We start from the raw sequence: 18668 nt of genomic DNA, 5'->3' as shown, positions 1-18668 counted from the left end.
CTGTTCTAGTATATCTTCATCGTCCCCCCCGCGAACGCGGGGGTCCCGCTTGTTTCTTTCCGTCGCAGCAGAAGCGGGATTCCCGCGTTCGCGGGAATGGCGAGGGGAATTTCACCTTTCCCGCGCGTTGGCAAATTGCGCAGCGCAGCGCAAGTGTTTCAACCGTTGGACCAGCGCGCGAAGATCGCCGTCGGCAGCAACCGCCCGCCCGATTGCTCGCGAACCGCCAGTTCGCCGATCTCGATCCGGCCCGGCAGATCAGCGAAATGCGCCGCTAGCAGCTCGCCCAGCGCCAGCGCCGACATGCGCACCGCATAGACCGTCAAGAACAGGCACGACGAGCGCTCATCGAGCAGCCTGCGGCAATCGGCGATCAGCGCGGGCAGATGCTCTTCCAGCTTCCATACCTCGCCTTCGGGTCCGCGCCCGAATTTGGGTGGGTCGAGCAGGATCGCGTCATAGCGCTTGCCCCGGCGCACCTCGCGCGCGGCGAACTTGACGCAATCATCGACCAACCACCGCACCGGCAGGTCTTCCATGCCCGAAAGCGCGGCATTGGCGCGCGCCGCCGCGACCGATTTCTTCGATGCATCGACATGGGTCAGCTCGGCCCCGGCAGCAGCCATCGCCAGCGTGCCGACGCCGGTATAGCCGAACAGGTTGAGCCCCCTGGCCCGCTCCTCGCCCTTATGGGCAGCGATATGCCCGCGCAGCCAGCGCCACACCGGGTCCATGTCGGGGAAGAAGCCGAGATGCCGGAACGGGGTGTTGAGCGCGGTCAGCCGCACTTCTTCCCATTGCAAGGGCCAGCCCTCGCGGGGAACACTGGCTTCCAGCTGCCAGCGCCCGCCGCCATCCTCGTCCGATCCGGGGATGAACGCGCCATCGGCGTCCCAATCGGGCAGCCGCGTCGGCCACATCGCCTGCGGTTCGGGGCGGATGAAGCGGTACGGCCCGTACGCCTCGAACTTGCGCCCGCCGCCGCTGTCGATCAGCGTATAGTCGGCGCGCGGCTCGCCGATCATCAGCAGCGGTTGCGGGTCAAGCTCGGCCATGCGCGCGGGTCAGCCCTTGGCCGGGACCGCACGCTCGGCGATATAATCGCGCACCGTGGTGTAGTCGCCGGGCAGCTTGTCAAATTTCTCGGCACGCTCGAACAGGTCGCCGACGCGCGCAGGCAGGCGCGGGCGCAAGCCGGTCGCACGCTCCACCGCATCGCGGAACTTGCTGGGGTGCGCGGTGGCGAGCGTGACGCAGGGGATCGCGCGGTCGATCGTGCCGGCATCCTGCAGGCGGTGGGCAGCGCCCAGGCCGATCGCGGTGTGCGGATCGATCATCTGCCCGGCCTCGTCCCAGGCGCGGCGCATGGCGATGCCCATTTCCTCCGGGTCAATTCGCGCGCTCGAGAACAGCGCCTCGGCACCCGCGCGCATCTCGGGCGAGAGCTGCATCGCCTTGCTGGCTTCAAAGCCCTTCATCCGTGCGGCGGTCAGCGCGCCGTCACGGCCCTCAAGATCGAACAGCAGCCGCTCGAAATTCGAGCTGACCTGGATGTCCATCGAAGGGGCCGCGGTCGGCGTCACGCTGCCGGCGGAATAATCGCCCGCGCTGATCGCGCGATGGAGGATGTCGTTGACATTGGTCGCGACGATCAGCCGTGCAACCGGCAGACCCATCTGGGCAGCCACATAGCCCGCGAACACATCGCCGAAATTGCCGGTCGGTACCGAAAAGGCGACCGGGCGGTGCGGGGCGCCCAGCTGCAAAGCGGCGGCGAAATAATAGACGATCTGCGCCATCAGCCGCGCCCAGTTTATCGAATTGACCGCCGATAGCGTGAACCGTCCCGCAAAACCGGGATCGCCGAACATGCGCTTCACCATCGCCTGGGCATCGTCGAAGCTGCCGTCGATCGCGATGTTGTGGACATTGGGCGCAAGCACCGTGGTCATCTGCCGCCGCTGCACGTCGGAGACGCGGCCATCGGGGTGGAGCATGAAGATATCGACCTTCTCGCGCCCCGCCACCGCATCGATGGCCGCAGAGCCGGTATCGCCCGAGGTCGCGCCGACAATGGTCAGATGCGTGTCGCGGTTCGACAGGAAGCGTTCGAACAGATGGCCGAGCAACTGCAGCGCGACGTCCTTGAACGCCAGCGTGGGACCATGGAACAGTTCGAGCAGCCAGTTGCTCTCATCGACCTGGGCGAGCGGGGTGACCGCCTTGTGCGAAAAGCGCCCATAGGCCGCTTCGCACAGGCCGCGCAGCTCGTCCTCGGTCAGGCTGCCAGCGACAAAGGGCGTCATGATCCGCACCGCCAGCTCGACATAGGACAGCCCGGCCATGGCTGCGATCTCGGCATGCGTGAATTTGGGCCAGGCACGCGGCACGTACAGCCCGCCATCGCTTGCCAAACCTGCCAGCGTCACGCCCTCGAAATCGAGCGCCGCGGCTTCCCCCCTGGTGCTGATATAGTCCATGGGGTGGACCCGTTAGCGGTCCCTGCCCCTGTGCGCAACCTGCACGTTATGGCAGCCGGATAGCGCTCAGTCCTCTTCCGGGCTCTCGTAGAACATCAGCACCGCCGGACCCTCGGGCGTTTCGATCAGCCCGTGCTCGACGAAACCGGCGTTGACATAGGCGTTGCGTGCCCGCTGGTTCTCCGGATCGGGATCGATGCACAGCACGCGCACCCCTTGCGCGTTGAGCTGCTTGGCCAGCATCGCCAGCAGCTTCGCGCCATGCCCCTTGCCGATCAGCGACGGCACGCCGATGAAGCAATCGACCGCACGCGCCCCCTGCGGCAGGTCCTGCAGGTGCTTTTGCGGCCAGGCATGAACCTCGAAATGCTGGATATAGGCGATCGGATGGCCATCGAGCATGCCGATCAGCTGGACCATGTCCGGATTGTCCATATCCTCCATGATCAGCGCAAGCTCGTGCTTGGGATCGCCCCACCATTGCTCGACCTCGGGGGTCTTGAGCCATTGCTCGATCAGCGGCAGGTCCGAATGGGTGACCCGGTGAAAGCCGTAATAATGTCCGCCCTGCATGGTCTCTCCTTGCGGCGTCATGCGGACGATGGGGATCGCGTCCGCCTTGCGACTGCCAGACCATATATAACGGCAGCAATGCCCGCGAATAAAAACCATTGTACGGCATAGGCCCAATGGTTGTTCGGAATATCCTCTGGCGAAGGCTTCTGAACGGCCTGCAGACCGGCGACCGGCGGTGCGGCGACGAGGCGGATCAGCGCGCTGCTGTCGGGCGCGATCATTCCGCTGACCTGCCCTCCCTTCCAGTCCGGGCTGTCAGGGCGCTGCGACCAGCCCGCTACCACCTGCGCCCCCGGCCCTTCGGCGCCGGTGCGGCACGAGGCGATATGCACCCAACCCGATGCGCCCGACGCGCTGCGCCCGCTTGAGGACCGCCAGTCCACCACTTCGAGGCAATTGACGCTGGAGGTGCGGTAGAGCGGCAGCGCTTGCGGATCAGGCACTGCCGGCCAGGCAACCGGAGGCCTGTCCGCAGCGGTCCGGTACTCGGCAAGCAGCGCCTCTTTCCACGCCATGCGCTGGAGCTGCCAGACGCCGAGGCCGATCATGATGGCGATCGCGATGCCGACGATCAGCGTCGGCCAGAATGGCAGGCGCTTCATGGCCGGGTCTCGCCGCTGGTGTCGATGCGCCCTTCGCGCACCTCGGCGCGCGCCTCGTGGATCAGCATCGCCGCCTTGGACACCCGCAAGGACAGGATCACCAGCGCGAAGGTCAGCGGCACCCAGAGCAGGATATGCACCCAGAAGGGCGGGCTCGCCTGGACCTGCAGAACCACGGCAAAGGCTGAGACCAATGCGCCGATGACGAGAATCAGGAACGCTGCGGGGCCATCGCCGACATTATAGGAGGTGAAATCCTGCCCGCAGGCGCGACAGCGCGGGGCGAAGCGAACCCACCCGGCAAACAGCGTGCGCGCACCGCATGCGGGGCACTCGCCGGTGAGCGCAGCCTGGATCAGCGGCGAGCGCGGCTGCGTGCCCTCAGGCACGTCCCATGCACCAAGGATCGGGGTTCCAGTCCACCGGCGGCGTCGCCAAGCCCGGATGCGGGAACTGGTGCTTGAAGGTGAAGGCGTGCGGACTGGGACCGAAACGGTCGATCCGCCAGAGCGCGGCCAGCCCTTCATCGACGCTGGGAACATGCCCGGCGGGCACCCACCAGAGCGCCTGATAGGCGCTGTCCATGCGCTCGATCCATTCGCGCCGCCGCGCCATCACCGGCGTGTGCGCGCTACGATAGACGAAGTCGAACAGGCTCGCCGGATCGCGCCAGACCGACATGTTGACCACGAAACGCGGATCGGGGGTCGGTTGCAGGTCCACGGCATTGCCGCTGTCGCTCTGCAACCGCCAGATATAGCCGTCCGACTGTTCGGCAATGGCATTGATGCCGTCGAGCATCCCCATGAAACCGGCGACCGCCGGGTCATCGGGATGCGCGATCAGCCTGGCGACATTGATCTGGGCGATATGCCAGCCGGGCTGATCGGTCATCTCGTTCACTCGCGATTATCAGTGGGTTGCAGCGCCCCAGCCACCCCAGACATAGATGACCAGGAAGAGGAACAGCCACACCACGTCGACAAAGTGCCAGTACCAGGCAGCGGCTTCGAAACCGAAATGCTGCTTGGGGGTGAAGTGGCCCTTATAGGCGCGCACCAGGCAGACGATCAGGAAGATCGTGCCGACCAGCACGTGGAAGCCGTGGAAACCGGTCGCCATGTAGAAGGACGAACCATAGTTCAGGTCCTTGAACGGGAACGGCGCGACCGAATATTCATAGGCCTGCACGCAGCTGAAGACGACGCCCAGGATGATCGTGAGCCACAGGCCCTTGATCAGGCCGTCGCGGTCGCCGTTGATCAGCGAGTGGTGCGCCCAGGTGACCGTGGTGCCCGAGCAGAGCAGGATCAGCGTGTTGAGCAGCGGGAGTTCGAAGGCGTTGAGCACTTCGACGCCCTTGGGCGGCCACACGCCGCCGATCACGTCTGCGGTCGAGGGGAAGAGCGAGAAATCGAACCACGCCCAGAACCAGCCGACGAAGAACATCACTTCGGAGGCAATGAACAGGATCATGCCATAGCGCAGGTGAAGCTGCACCACCGGGGTGTGGTCGCCGGCATGGGCTTCCTTCACCACCTGCGCCCACCAGCCATACATCGTGCCGATCACACCGGCGGTGCCGGCGTAAAAGACGATGCCGGAGGTATCCATGCTGTGCATCCACAGGATGGCGCCCACCGCCATGACGAGTGCCGCCATCGATCCGGCGAACGGCCAGATGCTGGGGGGAAGAATATGATAATCGTGGTTCTTTGTTCCGGCCATCTCTCTGGTCCCCGTCGTCCCTTAACGTCTTGAACTAAGCCCTTAACTGCCCTTTTTCGCCTGGTCCAGCGGGTAAAAGGTGTAGCTGAGGGTAATCTCTTCGATATCCTTGGTGTCCGGATCGGTCAGGATCGCGGGATCCACATAATAGATCACCGGCATCCGCACCGTCTGCCCAGGCTCCAGCGTCTGCTCGGTAAAGCAGAAGCACTGCACCTTGGCGAAATAGCGGCCGGCCTGGGTCGGCGTGACGTTGAACGTCGCGGTCCCAGTCACCGGCTTGCTGGAAAGGTTGGTCGCGGTGAACGCGGCCATGTCGCGCGCGCCGATCGTGATCTTCTCGGTCGTGTTCTCGGGCTTGAAGCGCCAGGGCAATGCCGACGACACGTTCGAATCGAAACGGATGGTGATCGGCTTGTTGGTCACCGCAATCTTGTCGGCGGCCGCTTCGCTGACCTTCATCGTCGTACCGCCAAAGCCCGTCGCCTCGCAGAAGAGGCGATAGAGCGGCACGGCTGCATAGCCGAGGCCCAGCATCCCGATGGCAAGGCCCAAAGCGATGATGCCTGCGCGCCGGTTGCGGCGTGCAACATCGGGGCTGATCGCGGCGCTGCTCATCCCCACACCCCGATCTTCACGATGGTGATGACATAGAAGAGCACGCAAAGGGCGACCAGGATTCCCGCCATGAACAGCGCACGGCTGCGCTGGCGCGCCCGCAATTGCGCGAGCACTTCCGGATCGCTGAAATCGGGCGCGGGGCGATCGGTCATGCCGCAATCGCCGGAACCACCGCGCGGTCAACGACCACGGCGGCGAAGATCAGGAACAGATAGACGATCGAATAGGCGAACAGCTGCTTTTCGGGCTTGAGCGCATCGCCCTCGCCTGCGGTGCGAAAACCGACACGCGCGGCGAGCGCGACGAAGATCGCCGACAGCACGAAGGCGCCGATGCCATAGGTCCAGCCGACCAGGCCGAGCGCGGCGGGCGCCATCACCGTCGCCAGCAGCACCAGCGAATAGCCGAACACCTGATGCCGCGTCGATTTTTCGCCCGCGACATTGGGCATCATCGGAATGCCGACGCGCGCATAGTCCATCTTCACGAACAGCGCGAGCGCCCAGAAATGCGGCGGCGTCCAGAAGAAGATGATCGAGAACAGCAGGATCGGCAGCATGGTGACATCACCGGTCACCGCCGCCCAGCCGATTACCGGCGGGAATGCCCCTGCCCCACCACCGATCACGATGTTCTGCGGCGTATTGGGCTTGAGCCAGATCGTGTAGATCACGGCATAATAGAAGACCGAGAAGGCAAGGATCACAGCCGCCAGCCAGTTGACCGCCAGCCCCATGATCACGACCGAAAAGCCCGAAAGCGCCAGGCCGAACTGCAGCGCCGCCTCGCGGTCCATGCGGCCGGCGGGGATCGGACGGTTGGCGGTGCGCTTCATCAGCGCATCGAGATCGGATTCGTAATATTGGTTGAGCGCGGCAGCCCCGCCTGCCCCCATCGCGATGCAGAGGATCGCGACAAAGCCGATGACCGGGTGGATGCTGCCGGGCGCTGCGAGCAGACCGCACAGCCCGGTGAACACCACCAGGCGGATCACGCCCGGCTTGGTCAGCGCCCAGAAATCGCGCCAGTGCGCAGGCATGAGCACACCCGGCTGGGCGGTCATGGCGGCGCTCTGGCCCTGAACTGGCGATACAGCTTCGGTCATGCTCATGTCACTACCCATATGGCAAACCCCTCGCCGTCAGGCCGAGGGGTGCCGGGCCGGATGGGACGCAGTCCCGGTCCGGCCCTGTCAGCGGTGCAACGCTGCTGCGGTCACTTGATGACGGGCAGCGTTTCGAACTGGTGGAACGGCGGCGGGCTGGACAGGGTCCATTCCAGCGTCGTGGCACCTTCGCCCCAGTAGTTGCCCTCGGCACGACGGCCAGCAACCAGCGCATAGGCGATGTTGATGAAGAAGATCAGCATGCCGGCGGCCATGATGGCGTAACCCAGCGAGGCGATCTCGTTCCAATAGGCAAAGGCTTCCGGATAGTCGGGGTAGCGACGCGGCATGCCCTGACGGCCCAGGAAGTGCATCGGGAAGAACAGCACGTTCACGCCGATGAAGAACACCCAGAAGTGCAGGTGGCCGAGCGCTTCGCTATAGTGACGGCCGCTCATCTTCGGGAACCAGTAGTAGAAACCGGCGAAGATCGAGAACACCGCACCCAGCGAGAGCACATAGTGGAAGTGCGCGACCACATAATAGGTGTCGTGCAGGTTGTCGTCGACGCCGCCATTGGCGAGCACGACGCCGGTCACGCCGCCCACGGTGAACATGAAGATGAAGCCGAGCGCCCAGACCATCGGGGTCTTGAAGGTGAGCGAACCGCCCCACATCGTCGCGATCCACGAGAAGATCTTGATGCCGGTGGGCACCGCGATGACCATGGTGGCAGCGGTGAAGTACATCTTCATGTTGACCGACAGACCGACGGTGAACATGTGGTGCGCCCACACCACGAAGCCGACGACGCCGATGGCGACCATGGCATAAGCCATGCCGAGATAACCGAACACGGGCTTCTTCGAGAAGGTGGCGATGATGTGGCTGATCATGCCGAAACCAGGCAGGATCATGATGTACACTTCGGGGTGACCGAAGAACCAGAACAGGTGCTGGTACAGGACCGGGTCACCACCGCCAGCGGCGTTGAAGAAGGCCGAGCCGAAATTGCGGTCGGTGAGCAGCATGGTGATGGCAGCGGCCAGAACCGGCAGCGAGAGAAGCAGCAGGAACGCAGTGACCAGCATCGACCACACGAACAGCGGCATCTTGTTGAGCGTCATGCCCGGAGCGCGCATGTTGAAGATCGTGGTGATGAAGTTGATCGCACCCAGGATCGACGAAGCACCGGCAAGGTGCAGCGACAGGATCGCAAGGTCGACGGCCGGTCCGACCGAACCGCTGGTCGAAAGCGGCGCATAGACCGTCCAGCCGGTGCCCGCACCCAGACCCGAACCACCGGGCACGAAGGTCGAGCCGAGCAGCAGCAGGAAGGCCGGGATGAGCAGCCAGAACGAGATGTTGTTCATGCGCGGGAACGCCATGTCCGGCGCGCCGATCATGATCGGAACGAACCAGTTGCCGAAGCCGCCGACCATGGCGGGCATGACCATGAAGAACACCATGATCAGGCCGTGCGCCGTGATCAGCACGTTCCACATGTGATAGGCCTGATCCAGGGTCGCTTCGCTGCCCTGCATCATGGTGGCCCAGCCCTGCAGATACTGCACGCCGGGTTCGGCGAGCTCCATGCGCATCAGGCCGGAAATGGCACCGCCGATGATCCCCGCGACGATCGCGAAGATCAGGTACAGCGTACCGATGTCCTTGTGGTTGGTCGACATGAACCAGCGCTGGAAAAACGCGGGCTTGTGATCGTCATGTGCATGATCATGGTCATGCAGATCGGCCGGGTTGGCGGCAATCGTGGTCATGGTCTTGCCCTGTCCTTACTGAGCGGCAGCGGGAGCGGCGGCGGCTGCGGCCGCGCCCTGCGCTGCGGAAGTGGTGGTGGCGGCTGCAGGCGCAGCGGCGGGAACGGTGGCCGGAGCAGCAGCGGCGGCAAGTTCGTCACCCTTGACGGTGCCACCCTGCGAACGGACCCATGCATCGAACTTGGCGCGCGGGAGCGCTTCGACGGCGATCGGCATGAAGCCGTGGCGGGCGCCGCACAGTTCCGAACACTGGCCGTAATAGACGCCGGGCTCCTTGATGGTCAGCATCTTCTCGTTCGAACGACCGGGGACGGCGTCCATCTTGAACCAGAGCGACGGCACCGCGAAGCTGTGGATCACGTCCGATGCGGTGGTGATGATGCGGATCGGCTCGCCGGCGGGAACGACCATGCGGTTGTCGACCGCAAGCTGGTGCGGCTCACCGCGCTTGGCGGCTTCGGCTTCATCCAGCATGTTCGACACGACTTCGAAATCGCCATTGTCGGGATAGCTGTAACCCCAGTACCACTGATAGCCGGTGACCTTGACGGTGACGGCATCTGCGGGGGCCGGCTTGTACTGCTTGGCGAGCAGGTCGATCGACGGGACCGCGACACCGACCAGGATCAGCACCGGAACGAGCGTCCAGATGACTTCGATCGCGGTGTTGTGCGTGACCTTCGACGCCACCGGATTGGCAGCGGCGCGATAGCGCACGATGATCCAGACGAGCAGCGCGAGCACCAGCATCGAGATCGCGACGATGATCGGCAGCAGCACCGACGTGTCGAGCCAGTGCGCATATTCGCCCAGTTCGGAATACTGGTCCTGGAAATCGATGCCCTTGTCGACGGGCATGCCCTTGCCGGCAGTGGGCGCCATCGGCGTGTAGCTCGAATCGAGCGCCGGGGCGGCAGCAGCGTCGGCAGGTGCCGCTTCAGCTGCAGCAGCGGGCGCGGTTGCAGCCGGAGCAGCAACGGCGGGCGCGGCTTGTGCGCTCGGAGCGGGAGCGGTGACCGGCGGTGCGGGCGGGGTTTGCGCCAGCGCCATGGGCGCGGACACGAGAACAAGGGCTGCGAAACCAAAAGATTTCGTCCAAGATGCGAACGCCATTCGTAGACTGTCCCTGTATGGGCAGGGCATCCGTCCACGTCCCGTTGTGCCGGATCACTGCCGTGTTTTGCGTCAAAGCTATGGCTGCCTATACGCAGGCTTGCCGCCAGTCTCAAGCCAATCTAGGGATATTTTTTAATCGCCGGTTCAGCTTGCCACCCCCCTCCCCCGGCGACGCTACGTAAAGGGTAAATCGCGATGCAGGATGAAGAAATTCTCGCCGAGTTCCGCGCGAGCCAGGCTTTGCTGGAGGGGCATTTCATTCTCTCGTCGGGCTTGCACAGCGCGCACTATCTGCAGTGCGCGCGCGTTCTGATGGACCCGATGCGCGCCTCGCGCCTGGCGAGCGCGCTTGCGGCCCGCATGCCGCGCGATGTCCGCGCGCAGATCGACCTCGTCGTCTCGCCCGCCATGGGTGGCCTTATAATAGGGCATGAAATGGGCCGCGCGCTGGGCGTAGAGGCGATGTTCGTCGAGCGCCCCACCGGCACGTTCGAGCTGCGCCGCGGATTCGCGATCAAGCCGGGCCAGAAGGTGCTGCTGATGGAAGATGTCGTCACCACCGGCCTGTCCTCGCGGGAGGCGATCGCGGCCGTCAACGCGGCGGGCGGCGAAGTCATCGCAGCCGGCGCGCTGGTCGATCGCTCCGCCGGAGAAGTCTCGCTAGGCGTGCCTTTCTTCCCGCTGATTTCGCTCAACTTTCCGAGTTACCCTGCCGACTCGCTGCCGCCCGAGCTGGCAGCCGTGCCCGCGATGAAACCCGGCAGCCGAAAGGAACCCGAAGCGGCATGATCCGCGTGAGCCTGGCTCCGCTCGCCGCGCTGCTGATCGGCGCGGGCGCGCCCTCGCCGGTCGTCGATCAGGCCGCCGTCAATGCCGCGCTCGATCCGGTCAAGGCCCCTGGCACGGTGCTGATCGCGCGCGGCGACACGATCGTGTACGAGCGCGCCTTCGGCCTGGTCGATCCGGCCGGAACTGCCGAGCACCAGCTCGGCAAGGTCTGGCGCTGGGCATCGGTGACCAAGCAGATCACCGCAACCATCGCGATGCAGGAAGCCGCTGCGGGCCGGCTCGATCTGGACGCTCCGATCATCACCTATCTGCCCGACAGCAAGGCGCCCAATGCCGCAAGCATCACCTCGCGGATGCTGATGCAGCACATATCGGGCCTGCCGCGCACCGATGAAGGCCCTGTCGGGACGGATGACTGGCCGACCTTCTACATGGTTGATCGATCCAGCCCCGAAACCGGCCGTGCCTGGTGCGAGGGACCGACGACGCGCAAGCCTGCCGACGAGTTCTTCTACGGCGACTGCGACTTCATCATGATGGCCGCCGTCATCGAGGCGACCAGCGGCAAACCTTATGCCGCGCTGATCGAGGAACGCATCGCTAAGCCGCTCGGCCTCAAAAGCGTCGGCCTGTTCCCGCGCTTTGAGCCCAGCATGCCCGGCTTTGGCGACGGCAAGCCCGAATCGACGGCTTTCCGGCTCGAGAATTTCGGCGGCGCGGGCGCGCTTTACGGCACGACGCGCGACCTCTTCGCCTTCGATCGCGCGCTGATGACCGGCAAGCTCATCCCCGAGGCAAAGCGCACTGAGATGTGGGACGGCAAGCCGCAATATGGCTATGCCGCGCTCGGCCAGTGGTCGTTCAGCGTCCCGCTCAAGAATTGCGGCGACAGCCCCGTGCGCATCATCGAACGCCGCGGTTTCATCGGCGGCGTTGCGCTGCGCAACATCATCCTGCCCGATCAGGACATGGTGATCATCATGACATCGAACCGCGCCGAGGCCGAAGCGGCCTTTGGCGAAATCTGGCAGCAGGCCGGCATCACGCATGACGTGCTGCGCGCCGCCCTGTGCGCTACCGGAGCCCCGCAATGAGCAACCATATCCGTCTGGGCGTCAATATCGACCATGTCGCCACCATCCGCAACGCGCGCGGCGGCGATCATCCCGATCCGATGCGCGCGGTGCGCATCGTGCAGGAGGCCGGCGGCGACGGCATCACCGTGCATCTGCGCGAGGACCGGCGGCATATCCGCGACAGCGATCTCGACGCGATCATGGCGGGGTCGACACTGCCGATCAATCTCGAGATGGCGGCGACCGAGGAGATGCTCGCCATCGCGCTGCGCCACAAGCCGCACGCCGCGTGCATCGTCCCCGAAAAGCGCGAGGAGCGCACCACCGAGGGCGGGCTCGATGCCGCCGGGCTGCACAACACGCTGATGCCGATCGTCTCGCGGCTGAGCGAGGCGGGCATCCGCGTCAGCCTGTTCATCGAGCCCGAGGCGCGGCAGATCGAGGCGGCGATGCGGCTCGGCGCGCCGGTGGTCGAGCTGCACACCGGGCGCTATGCGCATCTGTGGCTCGACGACGATCGCGACGGGGTGCAGGCCGAACTCAAGCGCATCGCCGACGCCGCCGCGCTCGCCGCCAAGAACGGCATCGAGCCGCATGCGGGACACGGCCTGACCTTCGAAAATGTCCAGCCCATCGCTGCGATCCCCCAGCTCGCCGAGCTCAATATCGGCCATTATCTGATCGGTGAGGCGATCTTCGATGGTCTGGAAGCCAGCATCCGCAAGATGCGGCAGCTGATGGATGAAGCGCGGTGATAGGCGTGTCGTACTCACGCCACCCCTCTCCCTTTACGGGAGAGGGAGCGAGACTTGGCCGCGAGCGGCCTAGTCGCAGCGGGAGAGGGCGTGTCCCCTTTTGCCCTCTCCCCTTCAGGGGAGAGGGTTGGGAGAGGGGCCAGCGCAACCGTCGCCTTTCCCCCCTCCCTTCGCCGCTGCGCGGCTCTTCCCTCCCCCCTGAAGGGGAGAGGGCTATATGATCATCGGCCTGGGCTCGGACCTTTGCAATATCGAGCGGATCCAGAATTCGCTCGACCGGTTCGGCACGCGGTTCGAAAAGCGCGTGTTCACCGAGGTCGAGCAGGCCAAGGCCAACCGCCGCCCGTTCACCAAGGCGGGGACGCTCGCCAAGCGCTTTGCCGCCAAGGAGGCTTTTTCGAAGGCGGTGGGAACAGGGTTCAAGGCTGGTGTGTTCATGAAGGACATCGGCGTCGTCAATGCCCCTTCCGGCGCGCCGACACTGCATCTCACCGGGGGCGCGAAGGCACGGCTGGACAGCATGATCCCTCAGGGCCATTCCGCCTTCATTCATCTCACGCTCACCGACGATCATCCATGGGCTCAGGCCTTCGTCATTATCGAGGCGCGGCCCGTTGACTGACAGCCCCTCGCCCCGTCCGGACCCGAAAGACCCCGAAATGGCACCAGATTCTTCCGACATCGTGATGGAAGCAAAAGACGCGCGCGCGTCCGAAGGCGAAAAGCCGGTCAACTGGTTCGAGGAAATTCGCGGGCTGTTCCTGCTGCTGCTCGCGGTGCTGGCCTTCCACTCGCTGGTGGCAAAGCCCTTCTATATCCCCACCATGTCGATGATGCCCAATCTGCTGGTCGGCGACCGGCTGGTGGTGACCAAATATCCCTATGGCTGGTCCTGGGTCTCGGTCTCGTTCCACCTGCTGCCGCCGATGAAGGGGCGGATCATGGGCAAGACCCCCGAATATGGCGATATCGTCATCGCCACCCCGCCCGGCGCGCAGAGCGACTATATCAAGCGCGTCATCGGCCGCCCCGGCGATACCATCGAGGTCCGCCAGGGCCGCGTTATCCTGAACGGCAAGGAAATTCCGCGCGCGGTGCAGCCGAACCTGATGCTGCCGGTCGACGTGAACTCGCCCTGCAACGCCAGCGACTTTCCGATGCTCAAGGCGCGCGGCGCCGATGGCCGCTATTATTGCGAGCTGCCGATCATCCGCGAGACGCTGCCCAATGGCGTGTCGTACAACACCATCGACCTGGGTCCCGATTATCCGCTCGACAATTACGGACCGTACAAGGTGCCTGCCGGGCACGTGTTCCTGATGGGCGACAATCGCGATCGCAGCGCCGACAGCCGTGCGAGCCTGGAGGAACTGGGCCTGGGCGGCGCGGTGCCGCTGGAAAATATCGGCGGCCGCGCCGAAATCGTCACCTTCTCGCTCGACGGCAGCACGACATGGAATCCGGTGAGCTGGTGGGAATCGCTGCGCGGCGACCGCGCGGGAACGAGCTTGAGGCCGGACAGGGATTGATCCGCTCGAATTAGTGCTGAACCGTCACCCCCGCGCACGCGGGGGTCCAGCTTCCTTTTACGGTTGGAGCAAAAGCGGGATTCCCGCCTTCGCGGGAATGACGGTCAAGAGATTGAATTGATTCCCTAACCCGGCTTCCGCTTCGCCAGCAGCATCTCGGCGATCTTGTACGTGCGCTCGTTGTCGACATCGACCGCATACGCCCCTTCAGTCAGCAGCAGCGCGCGCACCTTCACCTTGAAGCGGCGCGAGATCGCGGCCATCGCGCCATCGACGCTCCACCAGCCGAGCCGGAAGCGGATGAGGTTGAGGATGCCGAACGCCTGCGCGATCCGCCCCTTGGTCTTGATGAACTGCCCCCCTGCCCGGAACGCCTCGGCCGCGCGGAACGAGGCCGCGTCGCGCAGCCAATAGGCGTTGCAGTTCGAGATTGCCATGTCGCTGAATTCGTAGAAGCGCCGCTGCGCTTCGGGATGTTCGGCGAGAATGCTCGATTTCTCGGCGATCGCGATCACCGCGCCCGCGCCCTCGCGCATGCCGAAATCGTGGATCGAGCGGATTTCCTCAGCGGTCACCAGCACATTGTCGCCTGTGGTGATCAGCATCGGGAACGGGCTCCCCGCTTCCTCGATGACCGCTTCGATGCTCTCGACAATGCCTTCGCGCGACACGCTCATGCGCAGCCTTCCGCTCGCCATGAGCTTCTGCACCGCAGGAAGGTCGGCGACCACCGCCCGATCATGGATCGACACCCAGATCGGGCTGTCCGGCCAGGCGTCTTCCACGCCTTCCAGCACCCATTGCAGCAGCGCCTTGCCCTGGATCGGCACGTTACACTTGTGCGTGACGCCGGCGGCCTCGGCCAGCGGGTCGAGCTTTCCATCGCGCTTGCCGGCGAGGATCACGATTGTCGGCGATGTCATCAACTACCCTTTATGCGATCATCCGGCCCCGGGCGGCCTATAGGGCGGCAAGGCGGCGCGAACAACCCGCTGCGCCCTCTTCCCTTTGCCGTTGCACACGCTAAGGACGCAATCGGATGAACTTTCGCTGAAGGACCGAAAATGGGGGAAACGCTGAACATCGCGCTGGTCGGGCTGGGTACCGTGGGCGCGGGCGTCATCCGTCTGGTCGAAGAGAATGCGGCGCTGATCGCGCGGCGTGCGGGCAAGCCGATCCGTATCTGCGGCATCACCGCGCGCGACCGGGCCAAAGATCGCGGCGTCGACCTGTCGCCCTATGAATGGGTCGACGACATGGGCGAATTCGCCACCCGCGACGATATCGACGTGGTGGTCGAGCTGATCGGCGGCGCGGACGGCCCGGCGCTCACCCTCGCCAAGGAATGCCTGAGCGGCGGCAAGGCCTTCGTCACCGCGAACAAGGCGATGGTCGCGCACCACGGGCTGGACCTGGCCGAGCGCGCCGAAAAGGCCGGACTCGCCTTCAAGTACGAAGCTGCGGTCGCGGGCGGCATTCCGGTCATCAAGGGCCTGCGCGAAGGTGCGGCGGCCAATCGCCTCAGCCGCGTCTATGGCATCCTGAACGGCACCTGCAATTTCATCCTCTCGGCCATGGAAAAGACCGGGCAGGATTTTGCCGAGGTGCTCGCCGAAGCGCAGGCGCGCGGCTTTGCCGAGGCCGATCCCAGCTTCGACATCGATGGCGTCGATGCCGCGCACAAGCTGTCGATCCTCGCTGCGCTGGCCTTTGGCACCGAGCTCGATTTCGACGGCATCGAGCGCAGCGGCATCCGCAAGATCCTGTCTGCCGATATCGCCCAGGCCGCCGCGCTCGGCTATCGCATCCGGCTGATCGGCATGGCCGAGCTCGATGGAAGCAATGGCGATGCGCAGTTGTTCCAGCGCGTCCACCCCTATCTTGTGCCGATGCACCATCCGCTGGCGCATGTCGAAGGGTCGACCAACGCGGTGGTCGCCGAGGGCAATTTCTCCGGGCGCCTGCTGTTCCAGGGCGCCGGCGCGGGCGATGGCCCGACCGCCAGCGCGGTCGTTGCCGATCTGATCGACATCGCGCGCGGCGAGATCGGCCCCGCCTTTTCGATGCCGGTGCGCGAGCTCGACAAGGTCGCGCGCGCCGAAACCGGGCATCGCACCGGCAAATGCTATCTGCGCTTCGAGGTCGCCGACCGGCCCGGCGTGCTCGCCGAGATCACGGCCGCGATGCGCGATGCGGGCGTCTCGATCGAAAGCCTGATCCAGAAGGGCCGCAGCCCCGATGGCAGCGTGCTCGTCGCCATGGTCACGCATGAAGGCCCCGAAAGTGCGGTCGCGGCAACCTTGTCCGCGCTCAAGGGTTCCCCCAGCTTGCACGCCGATCCGCTGGTCGTGCACATTCTCGGAGACTGACCGATGCCTTCAGGCCTTGCCGCGCTGCTTGACGATGTCGCCGCGCTGACCCGTCTTGCTGCGGTATCGATCGACGATGTCGGCGCAGCAGCGGCCAAGGCAGGCACCAAGGCTGCAGGCGTGGTGGTCGATGATGCCGCGGTTACCCCGCAATATGTCACCGATTTCACCCCCGATCGCGAGCTGCCGGTGATCTGGCGGATCGCCAAGGGATCACTGTTCAACAAGTTCGTCATATTGCTGCCTATCGGCCTGATATTGAGCGCTTTTCTGCCCTGGGCGATCACCCCGATCCTGATGGCGGGCGGCGCGTTCCTGTGTTTCGAGGGCGCGGAAAAGATCATCCACAAGCTCAGCCACAGCCAAGATACCGCCGAGGTGGTCGAGCAGGTGCAGGACATGTTTGCGCTGGAAGACGAACGGGTGAAGGGCGCAGTGCGCACCGACCTCATCCTGTCTGCCGAGATCATGGCCATCGCGCTCGCCGAGGTCGCCGACCGGTCGATCGCGATGCAGGCGGGCGTGCTCGCGGTGGTCGGTCTGCTGATCACCGCTGCGGTCTATGGCGCGGTCGGCCTGATCGTGAAGATGGACGATTTCGGCCTCCACCTGGCGACAAAACCCTCGGCGGCCGCCCAGGGCTTCGGCCGGGGGCTGGTCAAGGCCATGCCGATCGTGATGTCGGCGCTCGGCATCATCGGCACGGCCGCGATGGTCTGGGTTGGCGGACAGATCATCATTCACGGGCTTGCGGTGTTCGGCGTCGCCGGGCCTGAGCATCTGATCCACGACATCGCCGTCGCGGCGGGCGAAGCCGTGCCTGCGGTCAGCGGACTGGTCGAATGGCTGGTCGGCGCGATCGGGGCGGGCATTGTCGGGCTCGTGATCGGCGGCGTGATTGCGGCGGTCTACAACGCGGTCAAGGGCAAGGGCGCGCACTGAGGCGATGATTGACCCTCCCCCTTGCTGGGGGAGGCAGCGGAGACTTGGCAGCTTGCTGCCTATGTCGCAGCGGTGGGGGTGACGGTAAGGCTTCGTGCTGCCAATCGCCCGAAATTCAATCCGGAGAGATCACCCCCGCCCAACCCTCCCCCATCAAGGGGGAGGGCTTACCGATTACTTTCCCGCGCGTACACGTTCACCGTCACATCCCCGAGCGGCGCATCGCCGATGGCCGCGAAGCCCAGCTTGGCCGCCACATGCTCGGACGCGCCATGGCCGGGCTCGATGATGCAGCGCACCTCGCCGCCGCCCAGCGCGCTGTCATTCCACGCCATCACCGCGTTCATCGCCTCGCTGACGAGGCCTTGCCCCCAATGGTCCGGCGCGATCGCCCAGCCGGCCTCGGGATAACCGTCCAGCAGATCGATGCCGCGCTCGAAATTGGCAAGGCCCCCTACCCCCACCAGCGCGTCGCTCTGCCGGTCCGTGAACAGCCAGTAACCATAGCCGGTCAGCGCCCACAGCCCGTGCATGCCGATGAAGCGCGTCCAGCTCTCGTTGCGGGTGCGCGGCTTGCCGCCGATATAGGCGGTGACGCGCTCGTCGGCCCACATTGTGGCATAAGCATCGAAATCCGCCATGACCGGCGCGCGGAGGCGCAACCTCTCGGTCTCGATTACCGGAATATCGGTCATTGCGGCGCCCCCTCGTCGGCCTCGCGCGCCTTTTCGGCCGCCTCGGCTTCGCGCGCCTTTTGCAGATATTCCTCGTCGACCTCAGGAAGCTTGGAAAAGTCGATCATATAGGCCTTGGGCGGTGGGCACGGCGGAACGATGCAGCCCAGCCCCATCGTCGCCTTGCCCTTGAAGATGCCATCACCCGCGACATCGGGCGCGGGCGGCGGACCGCCGGTCGCGAGACGTCCCTCGGTATCGGCCGGAACGCGGAATTTCGCCCCGGCATCCGCCTCTCCGCAGACCACGATATCCTTGCCGGCAGCGCTCGGTGCGCAGCGCTTGGCGCGCTCTTCCTTGCCGGTCCATTCGTCGGCCTTGCGAATCAGCTGCTTTACCTTGGCTTCGACCGGATCGGGCTCGCGCTTCTCCGGCTCGGGCAGACGCGTGTCGTCCTGCGCCTCCTGCGCGAGCGCCACCGGCGCAAAAACCCCCGAAATGGCGAGCGCGGCGGCCACCAACAGCATT

At 65.0% G+C, this 18668-nt stretch carries 22 protein-coding genes; 7 read left to right on the top strand and 15 right to left on the bottom strand.

The annotated features are described in order from the left end of the window. Positions 1–158: 158 nt before the first annotated feature. The 12 genes from AX725_RS09590 to coxB form a co-directional block, all read right to left on the bottom strand. A complete protein-coding gene (locus AX725_RS09590; RefSeq protein WP_060980148.1) occupies positions 159–1055 on the bottom strand; it encodes a class I SAM-dependent methyltransferase in 897 nt (298 codons plus the stop codon). A 9-nt stretch (positions 1056–1064) separates the two neighbouring features. Next, positions 1065–2480, bottom strand: coding sequence for a threonine synthase (gene thrC / locus AX725_RS09585; RefSeq protein WP_060980149.1), 1416 nt, complete (start codon positions 2478–2480; stop codon positions 1065–1067). 66 nt (positions 2481–2546) lie between these two features. Continuing rightward, entirely contained in the window at positions 2547–3053 is a 507-nt protein-coding gene (locus tag AX725_RS09580) for a GNAT family N-acetyltransferase (RefSeq protein WP_060980150.1), read from the bottom strand. A gap of 17 nt (positions 3054–3070) precedes the next feature. Continuing rightward, positions 3071–3658, bottom strand: a complete 588-nt coding sequence (locus tag AX725_RS09575; RefSeq protein ID WP_060980151.1) for an SURF1 family cytochrome oxidase biogenesis protein — start codon at positions 3656–3658, stop codon at positions 3071–3073. After that, complete coding sequence (locus AX725_RS09570) at positions 3655–4047, bottom strand: DUF983 domain-containing protein (RefSeq protein ID WP_060980152.1); 393 nt, start codon at positions 4045–4047, stop codon at positions 3655–3657. Before AX725_RS09570 ends, AX725_RS09575 begins: the two co-directional genes overlap by 4 nt. Further along, on the bottom strand, positions 4040–4552 hold the full coding sequence (locus tag AX725_RS09565; protein ID WP_060980169.1) for a DUF3291 domain-containing protein: 513 nt from the start codon (positions 4550–4552) through the stop codon (positions 4040–4042). The genes AX725_RS09570 and AX725_RS09565 overlap by 8 nt, the downstream gene beginning before the upstream one ends. Positions 4553–4570: 18 nt before the next feature. Then, a complete protein-coding gene (locus AX725_RS09560) occupies positions 4571–5386 on the bottom strand; it encodes a cytochrome c oxidase subunit 3 (RefSeq protein ID WP_060980153.1) in 816 nt (271 codons plus the stop codon). A 42-nt stretch (positions 5387–5428) separates the two neighbouring features. Continuing rightward, complete coding sequence (locus AX725_RS09555; RefSeq protein ID WP_060980154.1) at positions 5429–6004, bottom strand: cytochrome c oxidase assembly protein; 576 nt, start codon at positions 6002–6004, stop codon at positions 5429–5431. Continuing rightward, positions 6001–6159 carry a cytochrome c oxidase system small membrane protein gene (locus tag AX725_RS21275; RefSeq protein ID WP_167348233.1) on the bottom strand — a complete coding sequence of 53 codons (159 nt, stop codon included), beginning with the start codon at positions 6157–6159 and terminating at the stop codon, positions 6001–6003. Before AX725_RS21275 ends, AX725_RS09555 begins: the two co-directional genes overlap by 4 nt. Then, the gene (locus AX725_RS09550) at positions 6156–7070 is read right to left on the bottom strand and encodes a heme o synthase (RefSeq protein ID WP_060980170.1); all 915 of its coding nucleotides are present in this window, start codon (positions 7068–7070) and stop codon (positions 6156–6158) included. Before AX725_RS09550 ends, AX725_RS21275 begins: the two co-directional genes overlap by 4 nt. A 152-nt stretch (positions 7071–7222) precedes the next feature. Further along, positions 7223–8890 carry a cytochrome c oxidase subunit I gene (ctaD, locus tag AX725_RS09545; protein ID WP_060980155.1) on the bottom strand — a complete coding sequence of 556 codons (1668 nt, stop codon included), beginning with the start codon at positions 8888–8890 and terminating at the stop codon, positions 7223–7225. A 15-nt stretch (positions 8891–8905) separates the two neighbouring features. Beyond that, positions 8906–10003, bottom strand: coding sequence for a cytochrome c oxidase subunit II (gene coxB, locus AX725_RS09540; RefSeq protein ID WP_060980156.1), 1098 nt, complete (start codon positions 10001–10003; stop codon positions 8906–8908). A gap of 198 nt (positions 10004–10201) precedes the next feature. Between coxB and pyrE the strand changes: the two genes are divergently transcribed. The 5 genes from pyrE (at position 10202) to lepB (ending at position 14155) form a co-directional block, all read left to right on the top strand. Then, entirely contained in the window at positions 10202–10795 is a 594-nt protein-coding gene (gene pyrE / locus AX725_RS09535; protein WP_060980157.1) for an orotate phosphoribosyltransferase, read from the top strand. Further along, on the top strand, positions 10792–11889 hold the full coding sequence (locus AX725_RS09530) for a serine hydrolase domain-containing protein (RefSeq protein WP_060980158.1): 1098 nt from the start codon (positions 10792–10794) through the stop codon (positions 11887–11889). The genes pyrE and AX725_RS09530 overlap by 4 nt, the downstream gene beginning before the upstream one ends. After that, a complete protein-coding gene (locus AX725_RS09525; RefSeq protein WP_060980159.1) occupies positions 11886–12626 on the top strand; it encodes a pyridoxine 5'-phosphate synthase in 741 nt (246 codons plus the stop codon). Before AX725_RS09530 ends, AX725_RS09525 begins: the two co-directional genes overlap by 4 nt. A 217-nt stretch (positions 12627–12843) precedes the next feature. Next, positions 12844–13248, top strand: coding sequence for a holo-ACP synthase (gene acpS, locus AX725_RS09520; RefSeq protein WP_060980160.1), 405 nt, complete (start codon positions 12844–12846; stop codon positions 13246–13248). Between the two features lie 37 nt (positions 13249–13285). Next, positions 13286–14155 (top strand): signal peptidase I, encoded by an 870-nt coding sequence (gene lepB, locus AX725_RS09515; RefSeq protein ID WP_060980161.1) that lies wholly within the window; start codon positions 13286–13288, stop codon positions 14153–14155. 125 nt (positions 14156–14280) lie between these two features. On the opposite strand, the gene AX725_RS09510 is transcribed toward lepB, so the two are convergent. Continuing rightward, a complete protein-coding gene (locus tag AX725_RS09510; RefSeq protein WP_066115109.1) occupies positions 14281–15078 on the bottom strand; it encodes an NTP transferase domain-containing protein in 798 nt (265 codons plus the stop codon). Between the two features lie 141 nt (positions 15079–15219). Here AX725_RS09510 and AX725_RS09505 point away from each other — a divergent pair, with 141 nt between their 5' ends. Further along, positions 15220–16524 carry a homoserine dehydrogenase gene (locus tag AX725_RS09505; protein WP_060980164.1) on the top strand — a complete coding sequence of 435 codons (1305 nt, stop codon included), beginning with the start codon at positions 15220–15222 and terminating at the stop codon, positions 16522–16524. Between the two features lie 3 nt (positions 16525–16527). Next, positions 16528–17466 (top strand): DUF808 domain-containing protein, encoded by a 939-nt coding sequence (locus AX725_RS09500; protein WP_060980165.1) that lies wholly within the window; start codon positions 16528–16530, stop codon positions 17464–17466. A 167-nt stretch (positions 17467–17633) separates the two neighbouring features. On the opposite strand, the gene AX725_RS09495 is transcribed toward AX725_RS09500, so the two are convergent. Then, a complete protein-coding gene (locus AX725_RS09495) occupies positions 17634–18161 on the bottom strand; it encodes a GNAT family N-acetyltransferase (protein WP_060978084.1) in 528 nt (175 codons plus the stop codon). Continuing rightward, complete coding sequence (locus AX725_RS09490; protein WP_060978085.1) at positions 18158–18667, bottom strand: hypothetical protein; 510 nt, start codon at positions 18665–18667, stop codon at positions 18158–18160. The genes AX725_RS09495 and AX725_RS09490 overlap by 4 nt, the downstream gene beginning before the upstream one ends. Position 18668 lies beyond the last annotated feature (1 nt).

The organism is Blastomonas sp. CCH9-A1, from assembly GCF_001557175.1.
Taxonomy (GTDB): domain Bacteria; phylum Pseudomonadota; class Alphaproteobacteria; order Sphingomonadales; family Sphingomonadaceae; genus Blastomonas; species Blastomonas delafieldii_A.
Note: the sequence above shows the minus strand (reverse complement) of the source record. Positions and strands in the feature narration are given on the sequence as shown.